General features: G+C 45.8%; 14 protein-coding genes. 8 read left to right on the top strand and 6 right to left on the bottom strand.

Features of this window, described 5'->3' with window-relative positions; translation table 11 throughout:
• Positions 1–571: 571 nt before the first annotated feature.
• A complete protein-coding gene (locus QUA34_RS28800) occupies positions 572–721 on the bottom strand; it encodes a hypothetical protein (RefSeq protein ID WP_333330327.1) in 150 nt (49 codons plus the stop codon).
• The gene (locus tag QUA34_RS28805) at positions 678–875 is read right to left on the bottom strand and encodes a hypothetical protein (protein WP_333330324.1); all 198 of its coding nucleotides are present in this window, start codon (positions 873–875) and stop codon (positions 678–680) included. Before QUA34_RS28805 ends, QUA34_RS28800 begins: the two co-directional genes overlap by 44 nt.
• Positions 876–1,411: 536 nt before the next feature.
• Between QUA34_RS28805 and QUA34_RS28810 the strand changes: the two genes are divergently transcribed.
• Both QUA34_RS28810 and QUA34_RS28815 read left to right on the top strand, forming a co-directional pair.
• Positions 1,412–2,419, top strand: coding sequence for a calcium-binding protein (locus QUA34_RS28810; RefSeq protein WP_333330321.1), 1,008 nt, complete (start codon positions 1,412–1,414; stop codon positions 2,417–2,419).
• A gap of 84 nt (positions 2,420–2,503) precedes the next feature.
• The gene (locus QUA34_RS28815; protein WP_333330318.1) at positions 2,504–3,244 is read left to right on the top strand and encodes a peptidylprolyl isomerase; all 741 of its coding nucleotides are present in this window, start codon (positions 2,504–2,506) and stop codon (positions 3,242–3,244) included.
• Between the two features lie 639 nt (positions 3,245–3,883).
• Here QUA34_RS28815 and recQ read toward each other — a convergent pair.
• On the bottom strand, positions 3,884–6,079 hold the full coding sequence (recQ, locus tag QUA34_RS28820) for a DNA helicase RecQ (RefSeq protein WP_333330315.1): 2,196 nt from the start codon (positions 6,077–6,079) through the stop codon (positions 3,884–3,886).
• Between the two features lie 97 nt (positions 6,080–6,176).
• Here recQ and QUA34_RS28825 point away from each other — a divergent pair, with 97 nt between their 5' ends.
• Complete coding sequence (locus QUA34_RS28825; RefSeq protein WP_190738299.1) at positions 6,177–6,461, top strand: DUF427 domain-containing protein; 285 nt, start codon at positions 6,177–6,179, stop codon at positions 6,459–6,461.
• Positions 6,462–6,529: 68 nt separating this feature from the next.
• On the opposite strand, the gene QUA34_RS28830 is transcribed toward QUA34_RS28825, so the two are convergent.
• Entirely contained in the window at positions 6,530–7,195 is a 666-nt protein-coding gene (locus tag QUA34_RS28830; protein ID WP_333390820.1) for an L-threonylcarbamoyladenylate synthase, read from the bottom strand.
• Between the two features lie 75 nt (positions 7,196–7,270).
• Between QUA34_RS28830 and larC the strand changes: the two genes are divergently transcribed.
• Entirely contained in the window at positions 7,271–8,671 is a 1,401-nt protein-coding gene (gene larC / locus QUA34_RS28835) for a nickel pincer cofactor biosynthesis protein LarC (RefSeq protein WP_333390822.1), read from the top strand.
• A gap of 364 nt (positions 8,672–9,035) precedes the next feature.
• Here the strand turns inward: larC and QUA34_RS28840 are convergent, their stop codons facing one another.
• Positions 9,036–11,387 carry a PhoX family phosphatase gene (locus QUA34_RS28840; protein WP_333390824.1) on the bottom strand — a complete coding sequence of 784 codons (2,352 nt, stop codon included), beginning with the start codon at positions 11,385–11,387 and terminating at the stop codon, positions 9,036–9,038.
• Between the two features lie 278 nt (positions 11,388–11,665).
• Positions 11,666–12,133 carry a hypothetical protein gene (locus QUA34_RS28845; protein WP_333330302.1) on the bottom strand — a complete coding sequence of 156 codons (468 nt, stop codon included), beginning with the start codon at positions 12,131–12,133 and terminating at the stop codon, positions 11,666–11,668.
• A gap of 432 nt (positions 12,134–12,565) precedes the next feature.
• Between QUA34_RS28845 and folK the strand changes: the two genes are divergently transcribed.
• The 4 genes from folK to QUA34_RS28865 all read left to right on the top strand — a co-directional run bounded on the left by folK (position 12,566) and on the right by QUA34_RS28865 (position 15,751).
• On the top strand, positions 12,566–13,054 hold the full coding sequence (gene folK, locus QUA34_RS28850) for a 2-amino-4-hydroxy-6-hydroxymethyldihydropteridine diphosphokinase (RefSeq protein WP_333390827.1): 489 nt from the start codon (positions 12,566–12,568) through the stop codon (positions 13,052–13,054).
• 184 nt (positions 13,055–13,238) lie between these two features.
• On the top strand, positions 13,239–13,787 hold the full coding sequence (locus tag QUA34_RS28855) for an NUDIX hydrolase (RefSeq protein WP_333136399.1): 549 nt from the start codon (positions 13,239–13,241) through the stop codon (positions 13,785–13,787).
• Between the two features lie 149 nt (positions 13,788–13,936).
• Complete coding sequence (locus tag QUA34_RS28860) at positions 13,937–15,388, top strand: FAD-binding domain-containing protein (RefSeq protein ID WP_333390832.1); 1,452 nt, start codon at positions 13,937–13,939, stop codon at positions 15,386–15,388.
• 114 nt (positions 15,389–15,502) lie between these two features.
• Complete coding sequence (locus QUA34_RS28865; protein ID WP_333390829.1) at positions 15,503–15,751, top strand: hypothetical protein; 249 nt, start codon at positions 15,503–15,505, stop codon at positions 15,749–15,751.
• The last annotated feature ends 26 nt before the right edge of the window (positions 15,752–15,777 follow it).

The raw sequence follows: 15,777 nt of genomic DNA on the forward strand, positions 1-15,777 counted from the left end.
TTAAATCACCCTAACCTTCCTTCAGTCTTGTCTTATGGTACTCTGGCTGCTTAAAAACTGTCCGGAGTATTGTTAAAAAAGAGTGTCATTATTATGTTGAGCTCTGATTTGTACTATAGCAATCCTAAATGATTTGCGTAATTATTGTAGGGGCAATCCCCCCGTGGTTGCCCCGATAGGGGGTAGGCACGGGGCACTACCCTACAAATTTATCTGAATGATTTAGGATTGCTATACCTCGAAAATGTTTCAGAAAACGACTTGATTTTAGGTGGTTCTGCATGGGGATGGGAGGCTTTTTCATCAGTGGACAGTGGAAACACTTTGACTGCTAAAGACATTATTTTTAGAAACAAAGGTAAAGTTACGAAAACAAGGGGTATATGAACAGCTAGGGCGATTGGCACTAATCCTCTAGCTGATGTTGATGTTTACTACGCAGGCTTTGATAAAGTCAAGGTAAAAATTAAATCAGGAGCAGGAGCAAACTATGCTTTTGAGAGTGTTACTGTAAAGGCGATGGACTTGCCACACGAACTTTCAGGGCTTGTAGTCAGGGCTTAAGTTCTTTTTAGCTTTTAATGATTGACCACTGCGTCACGGGTACGAGGGGTTTCTGGCCGAGGAAAGAGCCGATCGCCCTAACTCGCTGAATGCCAATTCTAATTACTTCCACATCATGGCAGGTGCAGGGCGATCGCGATCGCCCTGCACCTGCCATGACTTCGCATCCATTCGATCGCGATCGTATTCAAATCGGCTAAATCCGTCGCCTTCCCGGCTGATGCAAGCCCCTCCAACGGCCGTTCCAAGTCCCCTCCCATCCGCTCAACCACAGTCCTCAAACTGCTGCCAAACCCCGCTCTGTTAATCACAATTCAGGAACGGGAGCAGCGGTGTGTCATCTGTCCTCAACACCGGCAAGCGCGTGCCCGGATACAAAGAGTATAAAAATTGAAAACTGGCGTAAGTCTGATAATTTCAAACAAATCTGCCAAATTGGCAACATACCTCTAATTAGTCCAGATATATTCAGGTAAATCGCAATAAAACACGGTTTTTGCTCATCTTTAGCAGTCTGCCCTAATACTTTTTGAGTAGGGGCGAGTGCAAGGAAGATGCAGTTTAAAATTATACAAGCCTTTTGAGAGTGATGGTGATGGCTAAATCAAATGCCATTGGCAATCAGTACCGATCGCCCAGATTGATATTGGTAACAATTTTTTCCTGTCCTATTTTCGGGATGCACCAAGTTTCATTTATTAAGAACATTTCCGTCTTTAGTCTGAAGTTAAAAGCAATTGTTTCACACTCTTTAAAATCCTACATTGGCATTCATTGAGATTCGCAATGTCGGCGCTCGTGCAAGTGATTTTCGTCTTTACATACAAGTAAAAGGAGATAAATCGCGATGCCTCCATTCGATTCATTAGCTCCTGAGCCCTTAAATAATATTGTTGGAAACAGCAATAGTTTAAACACCTTGAATTCGGTGGTGAATAACCCTGGTGCGGGCAGCAGCAGTAGTTCCAGCACATCTAGTGCCTTTGTAGATAACAGCGGTGCAGGCAGTACCAGCAGCGCGACAGCAACTTCCCCGATGGGAAGCAGTACAAGTAGTGAGACTGCTTACGCTGTGGGGGCTACATCTAGCAGTGGCAGCGCGATAGCGAGTGCTTCTACAGTGGCGCCCCCAACTACTAACGCCACAGCGCCAACACCCACAGCGCCAACACCCACACCGTCAAATAATGACGGTTCAACGTTCACCCCCGTGACTGGTGGCACTTCTAGCAATTCAAGTCCTTCTAATTTCTCTCCAGACAGTACGGGTACTGGCGACGAGAGTACGATCGACAGCAACGGCGACGGATATTGGCTGGGCACCAACGACAGCGATGTGATTACTGGCGATAGCGGGAGTGATCAAATTTTTGCAGGAAGCGACGACGATATTGTCCAAGCTAACAGAGGTGATGATGCGATCGATGGAGGCGATGGAAACGACACTTTGCGAGGAGGGAAAGGTCAAGATTTGCTAATTGGCGGCAACGGCGACGATTTTCTTTGCGGCGACTTCGGCACCGATACATTGATTGGAGGTAGTGGCGCTGATACCTTTGCATTTCAACGCGAAACAGCGAGTGCAGCAGCTAATCCATTGTTAGCCGATCGAGTCGTTGATTTTAATCCTGCTCAAGGCGATCGAATTGGGCTGATAGGGGGAATTTCGGTACCAGACTTGACACTCGTCGCGTTTGATACGGATGGTGACGGTACGACAGACGCGACTCTGCTCAAGTTTAGTTCAAATAATGGCGATCGAATTTTAGCTGTTGTTTTAGGAACAGTTAACGCAGCGGGTGCAACAACTTTGAGCAATGCTGATTTTATTAGTTTGCCAAATAACATCTTGTAGCTAACCGTTAACCCTTAACCCCAACTACCCCGCAGGAAGCGTCGGGGATGAAGTTAATAAAGTTATATAGGTGGAGAGAGACAGATGAAAGACTTTTACGGGCAATTGATTGAAGCAAGTGAAATCATCGAACAACTCAGACAAGAGATGCAATTAAAAACATTTAGTCAAAAGGTTTTGCAGAAAAAAGTTATTGAGAAAGCCGCCCGGGAACGGGGGTTAACTGTGACTCCAGACGAAATTCAAGCTGTGGGCGACCAACTCCGCCGCGAGAAGCGTTTGGAGAAAGCGGCGGACACGATTGCTTGGCTGGTCGATCAGATGATTTCTGTAGAAGATTTAGAAGCCGGGATTTGCGATCGGCTCCTCAGCCAAAAACTAGCCGAACACTTGTTTAGCAAAGAAATAGAAAAGATTTTTGTTCAAAACAAACTGCAATTCGACCAAATAATTCTTTATCAAATAATTGTTGCCAACCGCCAGCTTGCTCAGGAACTATTTTATCAAATTCAAGAAGGAGAAATCAGCTTTTTTGATGCTGCTCATCTTTACGATATTGACGAAAATCGTCGGCATATATGCGGTTGCGAAGGCAAGGTTTATCGGTGGGGTTTAAAACCAGACATAGCAGTCGCCGTATTTAGCGCCCCACCCGGAGAAGTGATTCGTCCAATTGAAACAGAGCTAGGATATCACTTGTTCCTAGTTGAAAAGTTTCTGCCTGCAGAATTAACCCCTGAACGGTATCAAGAAATATTGCATAATCTGTTTAACGAATGGCTGGCTAACGAAGTCAACCATTTATTGTACACTTCTAAAGTGTAGAAACTTAATTTCTTGCCATCAAAAACCGATATATAACAATTTTAAATGAGTCGTAAATTTTTGACCCCACCCCAACCCTCCCCTTATCAAGGGGAGGGAGTAAGAAATTCACAAATGATTTAGGATGGCTATAATTTTGCCGCAACCAAATACAATGCTAAAATTTAGGGAACTTCTGGGTGAACAGAGAGACCTAATATCGTATCCAACTACATCAATATTATTCATTCCTTGGGGCGGTGCGTGAGTGTAAATAGTCTCATGCGTGTGGATTTAAATATTGCTCCCTTTCACGCACTCTACTACATATATAAAAAGTGCTTTTACGAGGTACTTATAGCTCAATAAAGTTTAGTTAAAAAAGTGATTTATTACCCTCGCAACGGCGCGAAGCATAGCGAACAATGAGACGCTTAGCTAACCCAAGTTTACTGATTTATAGCGCTATTAAAATTACTTTTTAAAATTGAGTTGTGCCCACCCCATATACGCCAACTAGCAAAGCCAAATGGAAAAAATATATCGGTTAAAAACGCCTCTCTAATATATTATTCCCAAAAGCTACTTTTTAAATTCTCATTTTTCCCTCCTATCTATTAATTTCTGCGTCCATCAGCGTTCATCAGCCTACATCGGCGGTTAAAAACCTACATAATTTTGCCGCCACCAAGCCCGCACAAACTTAATCTCTTCAAACGTATAACGTTCTTCCAAGAAATCATAAATGGCTCTCAGTTTCTCATCCCCCATAACTTCAATTGCGTACACTATCGCCTGCTGGCGTTCCGGTTCCACCAACAAATTTATATCAACTTCCCTGCCCATTTCCATCAATTCTATCAGATGCCCAGAAATAGTATTAGGGCTCATACCCCGCGCATTAGCTATTCCTTGAACTGTCAAACCTTGTCGGTATAATTCCCAGGTTTGCATCTGCGAATAAGACGCAACGTTAGCAAGATTGGGAAGATTAACGACATCAGAAGATGCAGCACCACTTGGCAATCCTTGTGCTTGGCAAAAAGTGCGAATTGCCTCCAAAAAAACCTTACCGTACTTATCTCGCTTGTTGCTGCCAACGCCGTAAACTTCCTCAAATTCTGTGAGATTTTGCGGGCGTTTTTCTGCCATATCTCGCAAGCTTTTATCGGCAAAAACTACGTAAGGTGGCACAAATTGTTCGTCGGCAATTTGCTTGCGTAGCGTCCGCAGTATGGCAAATAAACCTTCTACTTCTACTGCCAAAGACCGAACTTTTCCCTGTACTTCTCGCTGGGGTTCAATGGCGATTTCAACTGTGCGCTGACGTTTCATAATTTCCCAACTTTTTTCATTAAGTTTCAAAATGGGAAATCCGTCTGTTCTTTCCTCTAAAAAACCTTGATTTAACAGTGAACGACTCAATTTTTTCCATTCCTCCGCACTTCTATCTTTGCCAATTCCGTAAGTAGAAAGTTGGTTGTGCTGGTATTGCAATATTTTTTGATTTTTTGAACCGCGCAGCACATCAATAATGTGATTCATGCCGAATTTTTCTTGGCATCTCGCGACGCAAGAAAGAAATTTCATTGCCTCAATCGTCCAATCTTCTACGGGTTTTTGGTTGCAACAGTTATCGCAAGTACCGCAGTTTCCGGGGAATGAATCGCCAAAATAACTTAACTGGATTGTACGACGGCACTCGGTGGATTCTGCATAGTTGATGACTCGACGCAACTGTTGGCGGGCAATTCGTTGTTCTTGCGGATCTGGTTTTTGCTCGATGATGTAGTCGATCATTTTGACATCGCCGTAGCCGAAAAATAAGCTGCAATGGGCGGGTTCGTTGTCTCGGCCTGCGCGGCCAGATTCTTGATAGTATCCTTCGAGATTCTTTGGCAAGTCGTAGTGAATTACAAACCTCACGTCGGGTTTGTTAATGCCCATACCGAAGGCTATTGTGGCTACCATTACTTGCACGTCGTCGCGAATGAAGCGGGTTTGATTGGTGGCGCGATCGACATCGTTCATGCCGGCGTGGTAGGGTAAGGCTTGGATGCCACTTTGTTGCAATTTATAGGCAACTTCGTCAACTTTTTTGCGGCTGAGGCAATAGATAATTCCCGAACCGCCTTTTTTTTGGATAATTTGCAAAACTTCGGCAAAACTGTGCTTGGTTTTGGGGCGAACTTCGTAGTATAAATTGGGGCGGTTGAAGCTGGCGACGTGGATGTAGGGATTTCGCAGAGTTAGCTGCTGGATAATGTCTTGGCGGACGCGCTCGGTGGCGGTGGCGGTTAGTCCCATAATGGGAATGTCGGGATATCGATCGCGCACTCGCTGCATTTGCCTGTATTCTGGTCGAAAGTCGTGCCCCCATTCCGAAACGCAGTGGGCTTCGTCGATCGCAAATGCCGAAATTCCTAACTTATTTGCTACTATATCTAAAAATGGTAAAAATCTCTCACCGAGCAAGCGTTCGGGTGCAACATAAAGCAATTTAATCTTACCTTCGAGAATCGCAGTTTCGCGCGATCGGGTTTCCTGACTGCTCAAAGTGCTGTTGAGAAAAGTCGCCCCAATTCCATTATCCTGCAAAGCTTCCACCTGGTCTTGCATCAGAGCAATTAACGGTGAAACAACCACTGTCAATCCCGGTTTCAACAGTGCCGGTAATTGAAAACACAAAGACTTGCCACCACCCGTCGGCATGACAATCATCATATCCCGTTTTTGTAAAGCAGCTTCGACAATTTCCTGCTGTCCCGGACGGAAAGAGTCATAGCCAAAAAAATGTTTAAGAGCTTGTTCCAGGGACAGTGGCACAGAAGATATTGGCGGATGAGACGCTGGCATTTGCAGTAGTTGGTTGTTGGCTTCTCAACTATTCTATGCCTTTTGAGCACAAATACAGTTACAATAATTGAGAATCTCAATTTAAGCAGAAAAACTGATGCCGAAAGCAATTTGGAATGGTGCCGTTTTGGCCGAGAGCGACAAGTGCGAAATTGTAGACAACAACTATTATTTCCCCGCCGATGCCATTAACCGTGAGTATTTCAAGGATAGCAGCACTCACACTACTTGCGGTTGGAAAGGTGTTGCTAGTTACTACAGTGTCGAAGTCGGCGGACAAGTTAATAAAGATGCTGCGTGGTACTATCCTACTCCAAAAGATGCTGCTAAAAATATTGCCGGATATATTGCTTTTTGGAAAGGAGTTAAGGTAGAGGCTTAAAGCAGTTTTGAAATAAAAAATGGGGCTGGTTGTGGGCGAATTAGGCGCTTAACCAGCCCCTTAAAATTTTAATCTTTTTCCCAAACGGCGACAGCTTCCGAACCCAAACCACGGCGAACAACAATGGGTTCGCTTTGTGTCAAATCGAGAATGGTAGAAACTTGATATCCCGGATCGGAACCGTCATCGACAATGACATCTACTAACTTTGAAAAACAGTCAAAAAGTTCAGCTTTGCCAAAGCTTTCTGCTTTTCCTGCTGGCACGGGTGCTGCACCTTCATCATCCGTGGTAATGTTAGCGGATGTTGAAATAATTGGATTTCCCAAGGCTTCCAAAAGTGTAAAACAAATCCGCTGGTCGGGAACGCGAATTCCAGTGGTTTTCCGTTTTGGGTTCATTACCAACCGTGGCACTAACTTGGTAGCTGGCAGTAGAAATGTATAAGGCCCCGGTATTAACCGCTTGATAATTCTGTATGCTTCATCGCTGACGACAGCATAGTCGGTGATATTTGACAGAGAGGAACACAGGAACGTTAAAGGCTTATCATTGGAGAGTTGCTTGATCTGCCGGACTCGTTCTACGGCAGACTTGGAGTTGAGATCGCAGCCGATCGCGTAAACTGTATCTGTCGGATAAAGCATCATAGCCCCATCTTTTAGAGCTTTTGTAATCTTCTCGATCCGGTCTTTTTGGGGTGCAACTGGATGCACTTCGTAAATAGTTGCCATGTTAAGATATTGCAGGCTAAGTGGGCGATCGAAATATCGACTGAAACAATCAATGTTGAAAATTAATTGTTAACAATGAATAAAATAGCTTATTTTGACTGTCCAACCGGCATTGCTGGCGATATGTGCATCGGAGCTCTCATCCACGCTGGCGTTCCTTTAGAATACCTAATCGAAAAACTCAATTTGCTCGGCATTTCGACAGAGTACCAGTTGCGGACGGAATTAGTCCACCGGAATACTCAACAAGCAACTAAATTTTATGTAGATTTAGCTGCGGATTTGTCGTTAAAACCCAAAAATTCCGCTACCGAACTCGATCCCTCGGAAACGGAATCCCCGACTTTCGACGCCCGCCACCACCATCATCACGGGGAAGAACATTCTCACAGTCATGGGGAACCAGATGCCGAAATTAGCCACACTCATCACCGCAATTTGCCACAAATTGAGCAAATCATCGTCTCTGCAAAATTGCCTCCGCGCGTGGAAGCTTGGAGTTTGGCCGTATTTGGCAAATTAGCAGAGGCAGAAGGTGCCGTACATGGTATCCCCGCAAGCGAGGTTCACTTTCACGAGGTGGGGGCAACCGATGCAATTATTGATATTGTCGGTACTTGTTTGGGTTTGGATTGGTTGGATATTCAGGAGTTTTACTTTTCGGCGATGCCGACTGGCGCAGGTACGGTGAAGGCTGCACACGGCAGATTAGCGGTGCCGACGCCGGCGGTGATGCGGTTGTGGGAAACGCACCGAGTGCCGGTTTACAGCAACGGGATCGATCGCGAATTGTGCACTCCTACGGGAACTGCGATCGCCTGTACTCTCGCCTCTGCTTTCGGCCCGCCACCACCGATGCAAATTCAGGCCATTGGTTTGGGTGCAGGTTCTCGAAACCTGGCAATTCCTAATATTTTGCGCCTCTGGATTGGGGAGAAGGAAGAAGGAAGAGGGAAGAAGGAAGAGGGAAGAGGGAAGAGGGAAGAAGGAATAGGGGAGAAGGAAATATTTAACCAATTCCCAATGCCCAATGCCATAGAAACTATTACGGTATTGGAAACGCAGATTGATGATTTGAGTCCGCAGGCGATCGGCTATGTTTTTGATGCTTTGTTTGCCGCCGGAGCTCTGGATGTTTTCACTGCCCCAATTGTGATGAAAAAGTCGCGGCTGGGGGTTTTGTTAACTGCGATTTGTCATCCCCAATTTCAGGATGCTTGCGAAGCAGTGCTCTTTCGCGAGACTACTACTTTGGGAATTAGGCGATCGACTCAACAAAGAACTATTTTACACCGAGAAATCCAGACCGTTAAAACAGAATACGGCGAAGTCAAGATAAAAGTTGCGAAGTCTGGAGAAACGATTGTTAATGTACAGCCGGAATACGAAGATTGCGCGGAAATTGCCAGACTTAAAAATATTAGCTGGCGGGAAGTTCACCGCTTGGCGCTGCAAACTTGGTACGATCGCACTTAATCAATTACAGTGACTTACATGAGGAATTTAGTCCCTGACGGGCTGACAACCCGTCAGACTCAGCAGGCTTGAGGAATATCTAAATCAGAGGAATCAAAACCTCTGATATCGGTTTTGAGATGGCGAGGTAAATTCAGCTTTTCCGTCAATTCAGACGTAGTTTAGTTTTTGGCTACTTAAACTAATATTTAAGCACACTAAGTACGCAACCCCCAAGAGTACCCGTCCCCATCACTCGGGGCAACCGCAGCAACATCTCAATAAGCTTTTATGAACAGGCTTTTCGGCCTGTTCCACAAAGAGTGAATTTTCTTGTGGAACAGGCCGAAAAGCCTGTTCTTGAGAATGGTGCAAAATGTAAAATTTAAACAAACTGGCCCGTTGGAGTCGATCGCACCCGACGAATTCCAATCACCGACGGCATCGGCGATCGACGCCTGTCATTCTCAATATTACTCGGCCACAAACTGCCGCGAGACACACTCCGATTTTGATTGAAAACAGCACCGTTCAAATCCAACATTTCAATTTGCCGACTCAGTACAGTACCATCATCGATCGGGCAATCTTCCCCCGGATGCTGCACCGCAAGCAATAGCGTATCTCCCACAAAAGTCGGCCCCGTCATTTCGCACCGATTCGGGCCGTAAGCAAACGGAATTACTGTTCCTGCATTCGGCCCAGAAGTCGGGATATAAAACAGCCAATTGTTGCCGAAAACTCCAGTAAAATCTGACACATTTCCAGTCTTTTTATGGTCGATCGTCGTTGGCTTTCCAGCCGCACCCACATCAAAACCGTTATGCGTACTCGTAGACATATCAGTGACACCCCAAATATTGCCTTGAGGGTCAAAAGCCAAATTGTCTACACTAGCAAATCCCGCGCCAGAGACTGAACCCGCTTCTCCACCTTGGGCCAAACGCTGCCAGCGGAAAGTCAAACCTGCACCGTCTGGACTGTCTTCAATTATTTTGTAAAGTCCTCCCGACTGCTGAGTGCTGTTGACTGCGCTACCATATTTAGCAACAGTAAAAATGCGAGAATCTGGATAGCCGTCGCTTCCCGGTGCGGCATCAGTATAAGCAATAAAAACTTCCTTAGTAGTAGGATTAACTTCCAAATCTTCCGGCCGCGCCGTCGGAGTGCCACCAATCAAATTAGCAGCTAAGAAAGCATCAACTAAAACCGCGCCTTGGCTGCTGTAAAAATTAGCAAGAGTTTTATTGCTATAGCCAGGAAGTGCTGTTGCTTCATTGGTTGTATCTACTACAAAAGAACCGCCGTCTTCGGTTTGACCAGCAATTCCGGCGCGTTTGGGCAAGCGAGTATTGGCATCTCTTTGAGCTTTGCCAAAAGTTGCTAATTCTGCCTCGCCCACTTTAGAAGGACGCACCGGATTTGTCGGGGTATTTAATGTTAGCGGCAGCCATCTTCCAGTACCGTTGCGGTTATATTGGGCAACGTACAAAATGCCGTCTTCAAATAATCGGCTGTTGTTTTTATCTGCGGGATTGGTGACAGTACCGTTGCTGACAAATTTCCAGGTGTGTCCGCCGCGCCGATCGTCCCCCATGTACCCTATTAACTTGCGGCCTGCTTCAGCGCGAATCGCGACGTTTTCGTGGCGGAAACGGCCCAACCATGTGTGCTTCCGGGGGCGGAAACTTGGATCTTGGGGATCGACTTCTACCATCCAGCCGTATTTTTCGCCGACTAAGCCGAATTCCTCACCGATAGTGCCCTTGGCGTAGCTGGTTTGGCCACCGTTGGGTTTGATGTTTTCCTGAACCCCGACGAAGAATAGTTCGCTACCTTGGAAGTTTTCTTCAGCGGAGAGGATTGTGCCCCACGGGGTTGTGGCGCCGGAACAGTTGTAGGCTGTACCGATAATGCGGTTTCCGAGTCCGTCGGTGTTGACTTGCGCGAAGACTTGGGTAGCCGCAGGGCCCGTGCCCGTGAGGTACTCGTTATCCCCTTGTCTGGTTCCCCAGGAGGTGACATCTTTGTATTTGTCGGTACGCTGGCTGTTGATTCCCAGGCCCGAAAGTCCGTGAATACGGCGGTTGAGGGGGTCGCCGGCGATCGCCTGAAATCTACCGTTAGACTGTTTGGTGATGCGAACGATCGAACCACCCAGATTGTACAGAAATTCGCCGAGCGTATCGCGATTCTTTACCGATAAGTCTATACCGAGGACGGCGCGATCGGTGGTGGGAAATGGTGCCAGATCAGACGGCGCTTCCGGCGTCACTTTCGACATCGGAAAGCCTACATACTCGTGGTTAACCCAAAGATAACCGTCGTCACTGCTGCCGCGAAGGCCTACGAAGCCGGTGTAGTCGTTGTTGTAGCCGAAATAGTCTGCTGGATTGGGAAAAACTCGATCGCCCCAGCGGAGAATCACATACCGTTCGTATTCCGGCGGTACAACCACATCGTCAACAATGCTGTAACTCGTTAATTTAGTATCCTGTGAGGCAGCCATCACGGTTCCCTGTCCGTTTAAGCCCGTTGGCATAAAGCTGGACAATTCTTGATAAACCGGCAGCGGGTGGGGAAGTCTTAACGGAGTGAAAGAGAGTGGCCCTACCACAGCTTCGGTCGAGGTGGAATTGATGCCAAACAGTGTTTGAGTTAGTTGAGGGGCAAGCACAGTGGTAGCTGCGCTGCTGCCGAAGAAAATTAGCAGTTGTCGGCGAGTTATTTTAGACATAAATTCCTGTTCAGCCCAACTTCCCTAATCAGATGATTCCGTATGAAACTCTATCACTATTAAATTAAGGGGAGTTAACCTGAAGGTTAATTAAAATTGGGAGGTATTTAGGTTAACAAAAAGTTAAATATTCTAATGGGCAAGTGGTAATTGGGAATAGAGAGAGATTCAGGAAAAAATATCTATCCGTGTATCCGTGATTTCCGTGTCGTGCTGTGGGTTATTTGTTGTTTGCTACCAATGCCCGATGCCCGATGCCCAATGCCCGATGCCCGATTTCAATCATCTCGAAAACCCGGATCATTTTCTCGGGATGTCGATCGACTAGGCGCAGGTGCATTCATCACTTGCGAAGACCCAGAATTTGCGGACGAAATATTGCCGTCTCTGAATCCCAGCAGCAATTGAGCATCCGCAAAGTATCTAGTCCACTGTTCGATTCTCGCATCTTTTTGCCAGTCGTGGCGGGATACTCTCGATCGCAAAACTGGAACTCTTTGTCGGCTGCGATCGGCTGTAATGATGATTGTAACTTCTGTTAATGCCGGATTTTCTTGAAACTCGCGGGCGATCGACTCTTTCGCTAAATCTTCCGCCTGCTGCACTAAACTCGCAAAAGATTGACTGCCGTCCGAATCTAAGGTAAGGTAGCGCTCTTTGGTTTCAGCCAAAGCTATCGATATACTTGCTGTTAAACTGATAATTGCTAGAATGACGGCCGACAATAAGCGTAGGTACAAATTCATTATGTTTGAAACTAAATACTAACACTTGTCAATGATAGTTAATAAAATTTAACAGACTGTTAAGCTTAAATTAAAATAATATTTTGTGTCACCATATTTCCGCTTAACAGACAAGATGCCTGTTCCACAACAAGTGCCTTTTCTTGCGGAGTGGGCATCCTGCCCGCCCAGAAAATGGTTATTGATAATGGTGCAATATCTCAGTTTTACTCGAAATACTTGTCAGTAGCAAAGGATGTCGATAAACCAGCCCCCGCGTTCTCTTCATTATTCCTTTAACATCAGAAGGAACCCTCGATAATTAATCCGTGTATCCGTGTCAAAATCCGTGTCATGCCATCCCTCTTCCCTCTTCCGACTTCCCTCTTCCTGACATCCGTTACATCCGTTACATCCGTTACATAATCAGTTGCCGAACCTTCTTCCTTCTTTATGAAACTAACAAAATGTGCGATCGCCCTCGGTAGCAACTTAGGCGACTCCCTCGCCACACTCAAAAGCGCGATCGTAACCCTCAACAACACCCCAGGAATAGCAGTAAAATCTCATTCAAGCTGGTATCAAACCGCCCCCGTTGGGCCGCCGCAACCCGATTACATCAACGCCTGCGCCATCCTAGAAGTTGCATTAGAACCCGAACAATTGCTAGCAAAATTATTAGAAATTGAAATAAAATTTAATCGAATTCGCCGAGAAAAATGGGGGCCAAGAACCCTAGACCTAGATTTGCTGCTGTACGACAATTTAGTCCTAGAAACTCCGACACTGACTCTACCTCATCCCCGGATGACCGAAAGAGCTTTTGTATTAGTACCTTTAGCAGAAATTGCCCCGGATTGGGTGCATCCAGTGACGAAAAGTGCGATCGTCCAACTCCTGCAAACCGCAGACTGTTCCGGAGTGCAAGAATTGCAACTGTAAAAAGTGAGTACAATTCACGGGGATCGTACCAGTTTCCCAAAAAAATGCAACCGTAGGTAAGCTCGAAACAGTGATAGTTATCAGTCATTCCCAACCTAAAATCTCAAATCTCAAATCTAAAATCCTATGAGATCGCCTATGATGTCTTAAATCGGTGCCATCAAACCTTATTCGCTTGTCGCTTATGTCGATCGGTCAAGAACTACCCCAACTCCTCAAACAACGCCTATTTTACCAAGGGCGCAAATTCAACTTTGACGTAGCCACCCTCCGTCTTCCCAACGGTTCCGAAGGCGAATGGGAATGTATTCGCCACCCAGGCGGAGCACTTGCAGTTCCCGTCACACCCGAAGGTAAACTCGTCTTGGTACGCCAATATCGCTTTGCCACAAAAGGGCGAATTTTAGAATTTCCCGCCGGGACAGTCGAAATCAATGAAAGCCCCGCCGAAACTATCAAACGCGAAATCGAAGAAGAAACCGGATATCGCGCTGGAAAATGGCAGAACTTAGGGCAATTTTTTCTCGCCCCCGGTTATTCTGACGAAATCATTTATGCTTTCTTAGCCCAAGATTTGGAAAAACTGGAAAAGCCGCCAGCACAAGACGATGATGAAGACATTGAAACAGTTTTATTCACCCCTGAAGAATTAGAAAAAGCTATTTTAGCTGGGGAACCAATTGACGCAAAATCAATTTCTAGCTTTTTCTTAGCCCGTCCATTTTTGACTTAAATAGGACTGACAGACAAACCCGGTTTCTTATAAAATTCCTGCGTCAAACCGATAAAAGTTAACTTAGAAACCGGGTTGTTGAACCCGCTTGTGTCCAGGACTGTAAAATCTAAAATCTAAAATCTAAAATCTACAATCGAATGTCCGATATATCCAATCTAATTTTATTTTGGCACCGCCGCGACTTGCGTATTTCTGACAACATCGGACTGGCAGCAGCGCGCCAGCAAAGCCCGAAAGTTGTCGGAATTTTTTGTCTCGATCGCAATATCCTAAATCGCGATGACGTAGCGCCAGCTAGAGTCACCTACATGATCGGCTGCTTGCAAAAACTCTCCTCGCGTTACAGGGAAGCAGGCAGCCAATTGCTGATCATTCAAGATGACCCGATCCTAGGAATACCGAGATTAGCAACAGCTATAAATGCTCAAGCAGTATTTTGGAACTGGGATGTAGAACCCTACGCAAAACAGCGCGATCTCTCCGTATCCAACGCCCTCCAACAAGCAGGAATTCAAGTTCAAAATTTCTGGGATCAAGTCCTGCACGCCCCAGATGAAATTCGCAGCGGTACAAAGACTCCATACACAGTTTATACACCATTTTGGAAAAAATGGAACAGTAAACCCAAAGCTCAACCAGTAGAGACACTGCCGATAACTTATCTGGAATTAATGACCGGATTAACGGCCGAAGAACAAGAAATCGCTAACCAAGCAGGTGCAATTGAAACAGTGCCAACTGCCTCTAGTTTAGGATTTATGTGGGACAATCCCTTAGTAATAGAACCCGGAGAAGATGCAGCGCAACAAAAATTAGAAGAATTTTGCGATCGGGCAATTTACGAATATCAAGAACAGCGCAATTTCCCCGCAACTAACGGCACATCTCAACTCAGCGCCGCCCTCAAATTTGGTGCAATAGGCATCCGCACTGTTTGGCAAGCTACCCAGATAGTAATGGAAACTTGCCGCAGCGAAGAAGCGTGCACAAGTATCCGCACTTGGCAACAGGAAATAGCGTGGCGGGAATTTTACCAACACGCCATGTATAACTTCCCAGAATTAGCAGGCGGCCCCTACCGTCAAGCATTCAAAGACTTTCCGTGGGAGAACGATGAAAAGCTCTTTCAAGCTTGGTGTAAAGGCAAAACAGGCTATCCTATTATCGATGCAGCAATGCGGCAGTTAAATCAGACAGGTTGGATGCACAATCGCTGCCGCATGATAGTCGCCAGTTTCCTCACCAAAGATTTAATTATTAACTGGCAGTGGGGTGAAAAATACTTCATGCAAAAATTGATAGATGGCGACCTTTCTGCTAACAACGGCGGCTGGCAGTGGAGCGCATCGAGCGGTATGGACCCGAAACCTTTGCGAATATTTAATCCCGCGAGTCAAGCTCAAAAATTCGACCCGGAAGGGGAATATATTCGGCACTGGGTTCCAGAATTGCGTCGCGTTGATACTAAAGTTTTGCTAACAGGAAATATTTCGCCTTTAGAACGCCGACTTCTTCATTATCCCTCTCCGATCGTAGAACACAACGAGCAGCAGCGCAAGTTTAAGGAACTGTACACCCAGCAAAAAAACGCAGATTAGACAGCTCGATTTTTGGCTACATTTACCAGTAAATTAAGTTGAGGTGGCGCTGTACACCCCTCAACTTAAAAGATTGTATCAGTTATAATAAACTTAAATAAATCGGAGATTCAAATGGTAACGCTGCAATTAAGGCAAATCAGTGTACCCCCAGGACATAGAGTGCTGTTCAATGATGTCAACTGGCAGGAATTTGAAGCAATTTTAGAAGAGTTGGGAGAACACCGTGGGTCGAGAATAGCTTACAGTCAAGGAACTTTGGAGATTAGGATGCCACTACCAGAACATGAATTCAATAAGGAAATCATTGGCCAATACTCCGGACAGTTTTTAAGCAGCCAGAGTACCATAAGACAAGACTGAAGGAAGGTTAGGGTGATTTAAAATCA

This window comes from Microcoleus sp. POL10_C6 (assembly GCF_036701585.1).
Taxonomy (GTDB): Bacteria; Cyanobacteriota; Cyanobacteriia; order Cyanobacteriales; family Microcoleaceae; genus Microcoleus.